This window comes from Alphaproteobacteria bacterium HT1-32 (genome assembly GCA_009649675.1).
Taxonomy (GTDB): Bacteria; Pseudomonadota; Alphaproteobacteria; order Rhodospirillales; family HT1-32; genus HT1-32.
In genome coordinates, this window is the sequence record WJPL01000002.1 from 399,117 (window position 1) to 410,021 (window position 10,905).

11 protein-coding genes are annotated in these 10,905 nt (G+C 55.9%); 4 read left to right on the forward strand and 7 right to left on the reverse strand.

Annotated features, from left to right (window positions below; genetic code table 11):
* Positions 1 to 248: 248 nt before the first annotated feature.
* Positions 249 to 1,211 (forward strand): calcium/sodium antiporter, encoded by a 963-nt coding sequence (locus tag GH722_13340; GenBank protein MRG72746.1) that lies wholly within the window; start codon positions 249 to 251, stop codon positions 1,209 to 1,211.
* Here the strand turns inward: GH722_13340 and GH722_13345 are convergent.
* Positions 1,170 to 2,726 (reverse strand): aminotransferase class I/II-fold pyridoxal phosphate-dependent enzyme, encoded by a 1,557-nt coding sequence (locus tag GH722_13345; protein MRG72747.1) that lies wholly within the window; start codon positions 2,724 to 2,726, stop codon positions 1,170 to 1,172. The two genes, GH722_13340 and GH722_13345, sit on opposite strands and share 42 nt — an antisense overlap.
* A 138-nt stretch (positions 2,727 to 2,864) precedes the next feature.
* Between GH722_13345 and GH722_13350 the strand changes: the two genes are divergently transcribed.
* Both GH722_13350 and GH722_13355 read left to right on the forward strand, forming a co-directional pair.
* On the forward strand, positions 2,865 to 3,173 hold the full coding sequence (locus tag GH722_13350; protein ID MRG72748.1) for a 2Fe-2S iron-sulfur cluster binding domain-containing protein: 309 nt from the start codon (positions 2,865 to 2,867) through the stop codon (positions 3,171 to 3,173).
* 58 nt (positions 3,174 to 3,231) lie between these two features.
* Positions 3,232 to 3,906, forward strand: coding sequence for a glutathione S-transferase family protein (locus GH722_13355; GenBank protein ID MRG72749.1), 675 nt, complete (start codon positions 3,232 to 3,234; stop codon positions 3,904 to 3,906).
* Positions 3,907 to 3,944: 38 nt separating this feature from the next.
* Here GH722_13355 and GH722_13360 read toward each other — a convergent pair whose 3' ends face one another.
* The 4 genes from GH722_13360 to GH722_13375 all read right to left on the reverse strand — a co-directional run bounded on the left by GH722_13360 (position 3,945) and on the right by GH722_13375 (position 8,214).
* Positions 3,945 to 5,315, reverse strand: coding sequence for a hypothetical protein (locus GH722_13360; protein MRG72750.1), 1,371 nt, complete (start codon positions 5,313 to 5,315; stop codon positions 3,945 to 3,947).
* Between the two features lie 69 nt (positions 5,316 to 5,384).
* Positions 5,385 to 5,861, reverse strand: coding sequence for a hypothetical protein (locus GH722_13365; GenBank protein MRG72751.1), 477 nt, complete (start codon positions 5,859 to 5,861; stop codon positions 5,385 to 5,387).
* A 14-nt stretch (positions 5,862 to 5,875) separates the two neighbouring features.
* Positions 5,876 to 6,244 (reverse strand): hypothetical protein, encoded by a 369-nt coding sequence (locus tag GH722_13370; protein MRG72752.1) that lies wholly within the window; start codon positions 6,242 to 6,244, stop codon positions 5,876 to 5,878.
* Positions 6,245 to 6,336: 92 nt separating this feature from the next.
* Entirely contained in the window at positions 6,337 to 8,214 is a 1,878-nt protein-coding gene (locus GH722_13375) for an ATP-binding cassette domain-containing protein (GenBank protein MRG72753.1), read from the reverse strand.
* A gap of 105 nt (positions 8,215 to 8,319) precedes the next feature.
* On the opposite strand from GH722_13375, the gene GH722_13380 reads away from it, so the two are divergent.
* A complete protein-coding gene (locus tag GH722_13380; GenBank protein ID MRG72754.1) occupies positions 8,320 to 8,742 on the forward strand; it encodes a nucleoside-diphosphate kinase in 423 nt (140 codons plus the stop codon).
* 441 nt (positions 8,743 to 9,183) lie between these two features.
* On the opposite strand, the gene GH722_13385 is transcribed toward GH722_13380, so the two are convergent.
* Positions 9,184 to 9,840: a phosphoribosylglycinamide formyltransferase gene (locus GH722_13385; GenBank protein ID MRG72755.1), complete on the reverse strand. Its 657-nt coding sequence runs from the start codon at positions 9,838 to 9,840 to the stop codon at positions 9,184 to 9,186.
* Positions 9,828 to 10,904, reverse strand: a complete 1,077-nt coding sequence (locus GH722_13390; GenBank protein MRG72756.1) for a phosphoribosylformylglycinamidine cyclo-ligase — start codon at positions 10,902 to 10,904, stop codon at positions 9,828 to 9,830. Before GH722_13390 ends, GH722_13385 begins: the two co-directional genes overlap by 13 nt.
* Between the last annotated feature and the right edge of the window lies 1 nt (position 10,905).

Here is a 10,905-nt window from a genome sequence, read left to right on the forward strand (position 1 = left end):
CTTTTGTTGCCGCAGAATCATGATCGCCTCAACAGTGCGACAATTTATTTGGTCGGATATTGCTAAAGCCGGGGAGCTTTCTATTTAACGGGTCAGTATTGACTCGTCCCACGGACTGTTTTGCTTCGGATCTCAAAAATCCAGACTATCAGCATGGAACAGCTGCAACCAAAATTTCCGGTAGCAGTCATCTTCACCGTACGATAAGCCGTTATTGGGCTCGTTGGTTATCTGGAGTATCAGGTTACATGTTGCTGGCATCACTTGCCGTCGTTGGTGGATTGCTGTTGCTGATCTGGAGCGCGGACCGGTTTGTCGAAGGTGCCGCAGCAGTCGCGGCCCATTATTCTATTTCTCCGCTTCTGATCGGAATGGTCATCATCGGTTTCGGGACTTCAGCCCCGGAGATGATGGTTTCCGCATTTGCGGCGGTCGAGGGTAATTCCGGGCTCGCGCTGGGAAATGCCTATGGTTCCAATATTGCGAATATTGGGTTGATCCTCGGCGTGACAGTGATGATTTGTCCGATCGTCGTGCAGTCTGTCGTGGTCAGGAAGGAAATTCCGATACTCCTCGGCATAACGGCCCTGTCTGCCGTTCTGCTGGCTGATGGTCAGCTGGCCCGTTTTGATGCGCTGGTGCTTCTGGGCGTTTTCGCTGCGTTAATGGCGTGGAGTATATTTGAAGGCCTGCAAAACCGGGATGATCCAATGGGGGCAGAGGTTCAGGAGAAGGTCGACGAAAAAAGCGCTTCTCTCAGAAAATCGCTGGTATGGGTTGTTATCGGTCTTCTCCTGCTGATCGCCAGTTCACGGCTGCTGGTCTGGGGTGCGGTGGAAATTGCCAGCGGTCTCGGAGTTTCCGATCTTCTGATCGGTCTGACCATCGTCGCCGTTGGTACATCACTTCCGGAATTTGCAGCTTCCGTGTCAGCGGCGAGAAAGGGGCAGTCCGATCTGGCGCTGGGTAACATACTTGGCTCGAATTTGTTCAACACACTTGCAGTCGTTGGTATTGCAGGGGGCATAAACCCAACGCTGGTGCCGCAGGAAGTCCTGCATCGGGACTTGCTCGTTGTCGGTCTTCTGACCGCAGGCCTCCTCGTTGTCTGTTTTGGTTTCAAAGGGACCGGCAGGATCAATCGCTTTGAAGGAACGCTGCTGTTCGCGTCATATGTTGGATATACCGCCTGGCTGGTTATCGGCCTGTAGATCTGTTGATGCTTCCGGTGTTGTCCGGATGACCGAGGCCAGACGTTTCAGGCCGTCCCGCATGATGACACCGTCGATGCTGGCAAAGCCCAGGGCGAGGGCCGGGGCATAGTCGTGCGTCAGGGTGAGTGCAGACAGCGGCGTTGCGGTAATGCCGAGCTTTCGGGCCGCAGCAGATATTGCGCGGTCGTCCGCACCCCGGGGCAGCCAGCACATCAGATGCATGCCGCTTTCCGTCGGCTCCAGCCGGCAGTCTTCGGGGAGAATTTCGCGTGCTGCTGTCAGCAGCTTCGTCTGACGCTCGGCATAGAGACCCCGCATACGGCGGAGATGGCCGGTGAAATGACCGCCGTCGATAAAATCGGCGAGGACCGCCTGTGTCAGGGTCGGGCTGTGGCCGTCAATCAGGGCGCGTGCAGCGACGAAGGAGTCAATCAGATCATCCGGGGCGATCATGTAGCCAATCCGGATCGACGGAAACAGGACTTTGGAGAACGAACCGAGATAGATCACCCGCCCGTCTGTATCGAGTCCCTGCATTGCCGGGACAGGACGACCGCCGAACCTGTACTCGCTGTCATAATCGTCTTCAACGATCCAGGCGCCGGATTCCTTTGCCCATTCCATCAGGCTTAACCTGCGGGCAAGTGTCATGGTGACGCCCAGCGGGTACTGATGTGATGGTGTGACGAATGCCAGCCGCGCATCGGGCGCAAGGCGACGGCCTTCGCTGACATCCAGACCTTCATCGTCAATGCCGACCGGGACAATCCGGGCTCCGGCACCGGCCAGGGCGCCACGCGCGCCGGGATAGCAGGGGTCTTCGACCCAGACCGGGTCTCCGGGATCAAGCAGCAGGCGGGCAGTCAGGTCGAGAGCCTGTTGCGAGCCTGAAAGAACAATAACCTGACCGGGATTCACCCTGACGCCACGGGCAGTGGAAACATAGCCTGCAATTGCCTGTCGTAATGGCGGATGGCCCTGAGGGTCGCCGTAATGCAGTAACCCGCGATCAGGATTTCGCATGCGCCGTGACATAAGCCGCCGCCAGAGCGTCCAGGGAAACCGGTCCATCGCCGGTAGTCCGGCTGCGAAGGGCTGGCCTTCATTGGTGACGGCGTCGAAGCTGCTGCGGAACAGGGGGCGGGCACTGGCCAGTACTTTCCCGCGTTCTGAAAGCGCCCCGGCAGCCCGATAGGTCGCTGTCTCTGCCTTGCGATCACCAGCCTGAAGATAATCATCAGGCAGTACGGCTGCGACGCGGGTGCCGGAGCCGACCCGGCTTTCCACATAACCTTCTGCCATCAACTGCTCAAATGCTTCAACGACCGTATTCCGGCTGAGGCCGGTCTCGGCTGCCAGTGTGCGGCTGGCCGGCAGTCTGGTGCCTGCGGGCAATCCGCCAGCCAGAATGATGTCGCGAAGCTGGTTGTAGAGCTGCCGGTGCAGAGGGGATGGTGCATCCCGGTCAAAACTCAGACTTCCGAGGACAATGCCGAAGCTTGATTTCACCATTCCGCAATGGGTCCGATATGAATTCATAAAAATCGATCCTATCAGGACCAATCTGTCGGAAAAACACAGAAAAAACCGTTGGTTTCGCAGGTGCGAAGAAATTATCTTTCAAACCGTCTTTAATGCGTGGAGGGCTCAATGCCAAAACTGATAGTGGTCGACCAGGATGGGAACGAGACCAGCTACGATGTCAAATCCGGGCAGACAATTCTTGATGTCGCCTATGATGAAGATCTGAATTTGCCATGTGAATGTGGTGGCTCGATGGCCTGCGCCACCTGTCATGTGATTGTTGATGAAGCCTGGGCGGCCAAACTGGCACCAAAGTCAGAAGACGAGGAAGACACACTCGATCTTTGTTTTGAACTCGACAAGAACTCACGGCTGGGCTGCCAGATTGAGATTACCGATGAACTCGACGGGCTGAAGGTGAAGCTCGTCGGCTGACAGATGACCGCAGAAAATGGGGTCTCTGAAGAGAAACTGAACGACTGGAACAGGTATAATGATTCTTTATGAACTTGATGGACGGGATGGGCGGCGTTTCAGCCCTTTTTGCTGGCGCACCGATATGGCCCTTCGTCACAAGGGACTTGAGGCAGAACATGTTGCTGTCGGTTTTGCCGACAAGAGTAATCTGGATTTCACTGATTATAAAAAGGTGCCGGTGCTTCGTGATGGTGATCAGACGATCACGGATAGCTGGAATATCGCGGTTTATCTGGATGAAGCTTATGCTGATCGTCCCGCACTGATGGCCGGGCCTGAGGCTCGCGGGCTGGCCCGGTTTGTAAACCACTGGGCAGATACGGTGATCAATACCGCACTGGCGCCGATAATTGTCGCGGATATTCTTGATGATGTGGCGGAGTGTGACAGTGACCATTTCCGGTCCACAAGGGAAGCGCGGTTCGGCTGTCGTCTGGAAGATGTCTGTGGCGACCTGGAGCAGCGGCTTGATACATTCCGGAAAGCTCTGACCCCGGCCCGTCTGACACTGAAAGAACAACCCTTCCTGTCTGGCGGGCAGGCCGGATATGCAGACTACATTCTGTTTGGCAGCTTCCAGTGGGCCTCAATTACCAGTGATGTCGCCTTGCTGGAATCAGAAGACCCGGTCTGTGCCTGGCGCGAGCGCCTGTCCGACCTGTTTGACGGCTATGGCCGCAAGGCGGCCTGATTCTGGGAATATCTGTCGTTCCGGTTTGCTGTCCTCACTTATTCCGGAGAGCAGCCGGAACGGGCGTAATGTGAGGTAAGTTCTTCTCCGGCGATCTTTCCGACGACGGCATAGCCTGCCGGTGTGTAATGCATATCGACAGCATAATACAATCTGTCCTGCGTCGCCTGTGCTGCCTCATGCAAGGCTGTTGTCGGATCAATGACGGTAATGTCCGAGGACAGGAGCCCCTTCAGGCGGTCAAACGGGTATCTGATATCTGCTGCGGTCACCTCTCCCGTTACGATATCATCGGACTTCGGCGCATAAACTTCGGCTTTTGTCGGATGCATCACGATGACGAGACATTTCCCGAGTTTTCCCACTTCATCTGCAAAGGCCAGAAGCCTCTCGGCTATGCTGTCTGTCATAAGGTCGGCGAGATGCCGGTCCCTGTGATAGGGTCGGACCAGGATCCGAAATCCGTTATACCTGACTTCAGCGCTTTCTCCTCCGAGGTCCCGGTTAGCAAGAATTTCCCGCAGTTCATCCGAGACAAAGTTGAGCAGATTTGTTTCGGCCTGCATATGTGACTTTGCCTCTTCAGCGGCGGCTTCGCGTTCACGGAGGATGGCCACAGGTGGTTCGGCTGAGCTTGGACAAGGGGGAAAAACATCCCGCAATGCGACATTTGCCCATTCATATCGTCTGCGCAGGACTTCCGAAACTGCATGCAATGTCCAACTTTTCAGCCATCTGTTTTGCAGTCGGTTACAGCCTTCATCATAGTTCAGTGCAATGGCGCGTCTTTTCAGGTCATCTGCAGACTGGAAAAGAACCAGGCGGTTTTTTGAATAGGCAGAATCAATGAAATCGGAATCTGCATCAAAACTCAGAATAACGGTGTCGTGCTGGAAATACCGCGCATATCGTTTGTAAGTGTCGATATATCCGGCAAGGCCGGAACCAACAAATGACAGATTGAGTATATCTGTATTGTTGGCCTGTCGCTCCGCGGTTTCCACCCAGTTCTTTGCCAGAGTGGTAGCCCCGACGCCGCGTCCGAATGAATCACCGATAACAAGAGCGCGGTGTGTCGTGTCATCAATACCGTCATCAAAAATACCGACACCGAGTTCCGGAGAAAACCAGACAGGAAAGCGGTCTACAAACTCGCCGGTATTATAGGTGACAACAGTGGTTCCCGCTTCATATCCAATGGCTTCTGTCTCCGGATTGACCAGCAGGCGGTCAATTGAGGCCATTCGCTCGCCGTAAAGTTTCACGTAATCATTTGCCCGCAATACATGCGTCCAGATGTACCAGCTTCCCAGTTCCAGAATCGCAATGAAAACAGCAAGGGTAATCGCAGTGAGGAGGAGCCAGAATACAGTGCTTTTGGCTGATGATGTCTTATCCGTGCTTACCAAACCTGTTACACCTTAATTGACCGGACTGATCAGTTGTCTGCCAGGGACAGGCCGCACTACCAACGATGATTAATAATACCCGAGAAAGCGACCGAGAGTGATGACTGATACCCACCCGGCAATCGAGATAATCCCGGCAATTCGGAACCGGAGAGCCCCCTGACCAATTGCCGGAAAGCTATGCCAGATATGAGTATGGTGCAATAACAGGGCATTGCCGAGGGTGATGACAATGATGATCATCTTTATCTGGAACAATGGCTTATAGGCATAATCCAGCGGGCGGGCACTGAACAGGGCAATGCCGGTCGCCAGTGCCAGCAGAACCCCGCTGACAGCGACCGGAACAAGTATTCTTGCCAGTTGCCGGTAGTCGGCTCCGGGCCAGAAACCGATCAGCCGAAGATCCATGGGCAGAATGGCTCCGAAGATCATGGCCAGCCCGAAAATATGTCCGGCATTGACGAGCGGATAGACCCAGAAGGACTTCCGGAGCGCGGTCGCCGCGTCCGATGCCTGCAGGGCTGTCAGCAGGTCTGCAAGCATTGCCGGTTATCCTGTCAGTCGCGTTCGGGATAAAGTTCGTAGAGTTTGTTGCTGATTCTGATTCGTTCAGCCTTCACCCGCTTTTCTTTCGGATCGGCAGATCGCTGACCGATAATCGTGATTTCGGTTCCGGGGGCCATCAAATCGTCGCTCAGTCCGGCACGGGCATTGCGCCAGGGCTGTCCAACTTCTGCGGTCCACTCCTCTCCCTCGACATCAAGAATCAGAACCCCGTGCGGATTACCGAGCGTTGCCGACTTGATGATACCGATGACTTCAACATTACCGTCGGCAGTCCACCGCCATCCGTGATGAGCATAGGCAACTGTCGTCAGACCTGTGAGCGATATGAAAGCGGCGACCAGTAGTCTTCGGGTCAGCATTTGTTCTCTCCGGCTATGAGTTGCTGTTCATCACATGGTAGCGCATCCCGCGCGGAACAATATTTCAGTTTTACGTGATCTGGCGGGCTGTCTCAGTCTGCGACTTCCAGTGCTTCTTCAGCCTCCAGCCACCTGGTTTCTGCTTCCAGGATTGCCGCTTTCACGTCGGCCAGTTCTTTCTGGAAGGCGGTGATCCGGATTGCCGGGCTGTTGTAGAAGTCCGGTTGAGCCATCTTGGATTCGATCAGGCTTCGCTTGCGGGTCAGGCGGGTCATTTCCTTTTCCGCTTCTGTCGCTTTCCGTCGGAGAGGGGCCTTGTCAGCACGGTTTCCGGCTTTTGCCTTTCGCCGGCTTTTCCCGGTTTCCGCTGACGGGGAATCCGCAGACTTGTCTGCCGGAGACGGGCGACCTTTCCCGGTTACATAGGCTTCATAGTCGTCCATGTCGCCGTCGAACGGTTTGACCTCGCCGTCATTGATCAGCAGAAGCCGGTCAGCGCAAAGCTCGATCAGGCGCGCATCATGACTGATAAGGATGACAGCCCCCTCCCATGCATTAAGGGCAGAGACGAGAGCCTCACGCGCGTCGATGTCCAGATGGTTGGTCGGTTCATCGAGGATCATCAGATGCGGAGCTTCGCGGCTCATCAGGGCAAACAACAGACGTGCCTTCTCGCCGCCGGACAGGCTGCCGACTTTGGTTTCAACCTTGTCCGCTCCGAAACCGAACCGGCCGAGATGGGCGCGGACTTTTGTTTCCGTCGCCATTGGCATCAGCTTCGACATATGAGTCAGCGGACTGCCGGTCAGATCAAATTCATCGGTCTGGTGCTGTGCGAAATAGCCGACAACAAGCTTCGAGGACTTTCTGAGAGTTCCGGTTTCAGGTTTCAGCCGGCCGGCGAACAGTTTTGCCAGTGTTGACTTACCATTGCCGTTTGCGCCGAGCAGGGCGATACGGTCATCCATGTCGATCCGCATGTCGAGACCGCGGAGGACGGGTTTGCCGGGCTCATAACCGACATTGACGTCCTCGAGATTAATCAGTGGCGGTGACAACGGGTCTGGTGTCGGGAAGTCGAAGCTGGGGAGCGCCTCCTCAACCACGGGGGCGGCGATTTCCATTTTCTCCAGCATCTTCAGGCGGCTTTGTGCCTGTCGTGCTTTCGATGCCTTGTAGCGGAAACGATCAACAAATTCCTGCATATGGCGGCGCTGGGCCATCTGCTTTTCTGTCGTCTTTGCCTGCACCCGCTGCTGTTCAGCGCGGGTTTTGCGGAAAGTGTCGAAATTCCCGCCATAGGCGGTCAGACGGCCACCCTGTACCAGAACTGTGCGGGTGGTGACCCGGTTGAGCAGATTGCGGTCATGGCTGATGACGACAAGCGTGCCGCGCCAGTTTTTCAGGAAGTTGGTCAGCCAGATGGTTGCTTCGACGTCCAGATGGTTGGTTGGCTCATCCAGCAGCAGCAGGTCCGGGTTGGAGAACAGGGCTGCACCCAGTGCCACACGCATACGCCAGCCGCCTGACAGCGCATTGCAGGGGCCGCTTTGCTGTTCATCTGAGAAACCGAGACCGGACAGAATGCCCGCTGCTCTGGCTGGCGCAGAATGGGCGTCAATCTGGGTCAGGCGGTCATGGATATCAGCGGCATCGGGGCGACCGGGATCCTGATCCAGCTTCGCCATCAACTCTGCCCGTTCGGTATCTGCGGCCAGAACAGTGTCGATCAGGCTGATATCACCATCCGGTGCTTCCTGGGCAACGGTCGCCATCCGGCGGCCGGGTTGCATGGAAATAGTTCCTGATTCCGGTGCGATCTCACCCAGGATAAGCCGGAAAAGAGTTGATTTACCGGCCCCGTTACGTCCGACCAGACCGATTCTCTGGTAATCAGAGACGGCAACAGTCGCCTGTTCGAGCAGTAATCGTCCGGCAATCCGGTAGGTCAGGTCGTTGATATGCAGCATGTTTTTGGATTCTCGAAAAAAGAGGTCAAAGCCGTGGTTGCTTGCGCTATGCAGCGCCGCTATAAACCCGCGCGCCGTAACCTGAGGCAAAGTGAGTTTTTTACAATGGCAATCGAACGTACATTATCCATCATTAAACCGGACGCAACCCGCCGGAACCTGACCGGCAAGATCATTGCCCGGTTTGAAGAAAAGGGTCTGCGGATTATCGCCCAGAAGCGTCTGTGGCTGACCCGCAAGCAGGCAGAAGGCTTTTACGCCGTACATCGCGAGCGGGCTTTCTTTGGCGAACTCTGTGATTTCATGACGTCCGGACCGGTCGTCGTGCAGGTGCTGGAAGGCGAAAATGCCGTGAAAGCAAACCGTGACATCATGGGTGCCACCAATCCGGCAAATGCTGATGAAGGCACGATCCGCAAGGATTTCGCTGAAAGCATCGAAGCCAATTCTGTTCACGGATCGGACAGCCCGGAGAATGCAGCGATTGAAATCGCTTATTTCTTCGCACAGACCGAAGTCGTCGGCTGATACCGGAGACTTTACCGGGCCTTCGCTCCCGGTGATTCAAGATAATCCGGAGGTTCTGCCTTCGGGAGAGTTGTTGCAAAGCCGTTCTGTCAATCTGACAGGGCGGCTTTGTGCTGTTCAGGGGCGGAGAAATTGCGCGACTGAAAAAAAAGACACAAAAAAAGCCGACACTCTGACGAGGCCGGCTTTTGTTCGCTTCTGAAAGTTGATCAGAAAGCGACGATATAGGGAATGGCGATGGTCAGGATGACACCAACGACACCGACCTTGACCATGAATTTATTGAACGCGATCCAAGTCCGCTGCTGGACTTCCATGTCTACTTTTCCGCCTGCTTCGCTCACGATGCGAACTCCTCGTTGGTCAGTTGCCATTTATCGGTTGTGATTGCGCCAAAATAAACGAACCAGAGCCGTTTCCAAGTGATTAATGTTGCTGGGGTCATTTAGGGGAGATCAGCGCTTCGGAAAGTCCGGAATTTTTGCCGGAGCCGGTGATGATGCAGGTTTCTCCGGCAACACGTACCCGGCCTTCCGCGATCAGACGGACGGCTGCGGGATAGATCAGATGTTCCTGAACCAGAATGCGGTCAGCCAGGTTCTCTTCGCTGTCACCGGCCAGGACCGGTACGGCTGCCTGCATGATGATTGGCCCTTCATCCATCTCCGGGCGTACATAGTGAACTGTGCAGCCTGCGATCTTCACGCCGGCCTGAAGGGTGCGGGCATGGGTGTTAAGCCCCTTGAAGGAGGGCAGCAGGGACGGATGGATGTTTATCATCCGGTCTTTCCAGCCCCGGACAAACTGCTCTGACAGCAGCCGCATGAAGCCGGCAAGGCATACCAGCTTGACCCCGGCCTCACGCAGATGACGATCGACCTCCTGATCGAAGGCTTCCCGGCTGGAAAAGGTGTCGTGCGGAACGGTTATCGTCGAAATTCCTGCCAGCCTGGCCCGCTCCAGCCCGTAAGCGTCGGGTTTGTTGGAGATGACGACGGCGATCTTGGCCGGAAATCCATCGCCGGCGCAGGCGTCAATCAGGGCCTGAAGGTTCGACCCCCGGCCTGAAATCAGAACCCCGATTTTCAGCACGGCCAGCCTTTCGGAATGGTGTAGGTGACTTTCGGACCTTCCGCATGGGCGGTCACGCTGCCGATCACCGATGCTGTATCCCCCTTGCTTTGGATGGCAGTGACGACGCTGTCTGCCTGTGCACTGTCACAGACGGCGATCATGCCGATTCCGCAGTTGAAGGTTCGCAGCATTTCAAGGGCGGGTAACTCGGCGATTTGCGCAGCCCAGCCGAACATGGCCGGTAACTCAAAGCTGCCCAGATCAATATGGATGCCAATACCCTCAGGCAGAATGCGCGGGATGTTCTCGCTGAAGCCGCCGCCGGTAATATGGCAGAAGGCTTTGACATTGTCGGTCTTCATCGCGGCCATGCAGGCATCGACATAAATCCGGGTAGGGGTCAGCAATGCCTGCCCCAGCGTCTGTTCGGCATCGAACGGGGCAGGGGAGGCATAGGTCAGCCCGCTGCGGTCCACGATCTTCCGGACCAGTGAGTAGCCGTTTGAATGGAAACCGCTGGACGCGATACCGATCACTGTGTCGCCCTCGGCGATACCGGGCTTCGGTAACATCTGGTCACGCTCTGCTGCGCCGACGGCGAATCCGGCAAGATCGTAGCTGCCGGGCGCATACATATCCGGCATTTCGGCGGTCTCACCGCCAACGAGCGCACAGCCTGCCTGTTTGCAGCCATCCGCAATCCCGGCAATCACGGTCTGGGCGGTGCCGACATCAAGATGCCCGGTTGCGAAGTAATCGAGGAAGAACAGGGGTGATGCCCCATGGACGACAAGGTCGTTCACACACATTGCCACCAGATCAATTCCGATGGTTGAATGGTCGCCGACCAGTTCGGCTACTTTCAGCTTTGTGCCAACACCATCGGTGCCTGAAAGCAGCACGGGGTCGCTGAATCCTGCGGCTTTCAGGTCAAAGGCTGCCGCAAATCCGCCAAGGTTCTGCATCACACCAGGGCGTGACGTTGCCTTGGCAAGTGGCTTGATACCCTCGACAAGAGCATCGCCCGCCTCTATATCGACGCCAGCACTCTTGTATGTGAGAGGACGTTTGTGATCTGGATCGCCCATC

Bases quoted from the DNA above. Each gene is read 5' to 3' on its own strand.
- GH722_13375 (MRG72753.1), bottom strand. From the start codon at position 8,214: ATGCTGCATATCAACGACCTGACCTACCGGATTGCCGGACGATTACTG.
- GH722_13365 (MRG72751.1), bottom strand. From the start codon at position 5,861: ATGCTTGCAGACCTGCTGACAGCCCTGCAGGCATCGGACGCGGCGACC.
- GH722_13380 (MRG72754.1), top strand. From the start codon at position 8,320: ATGGCAATCGAACGTACATTATCCATCATTAAACCGGACGCAACCCGC.
- GH722_13340 (MRG72746.1), top strand. From the start codon at position 249: ATGTTGCTGGCATCACTTGCCGTCGTTGGTGGATTGCTGTTGCTGATC.
- GH722_13390 (MRG72756.1), bottom strand. From the start codon at position 10,904: ATGGGCGATCCAGATCACAAACGTCCTCTCACATACAAGAGTGCTGGC.
- GH722_13355 (MRG72749.1), top strand. From the start codon at position 3,232: ATGATTCTTTATGAACTTGATGGACGGGATGGGCGGCGTTTCAGCCCT.
- GH722_13370 (MRG72752.1), bottom strand. From the start codon at position 6,244: ATGCTGACCCGAAGACTACTGGTCGCCGCTTTCATATCGCTCACAGGT.
- GH722_13350 (MRG72748.1), top strand. From the start codon at position 2,865: ATGCCAAAACTGATAGTGGTCGACCAGGATGGGAACGAGACCAGCTAC.
- GH722_13345 (MRG72747.1), bottom strand. From the start codon at position 2,726: ATGGTGAAATCAAGCTTCGGCATTGTCCTCGGAAGTCTGAGTTTTGAC.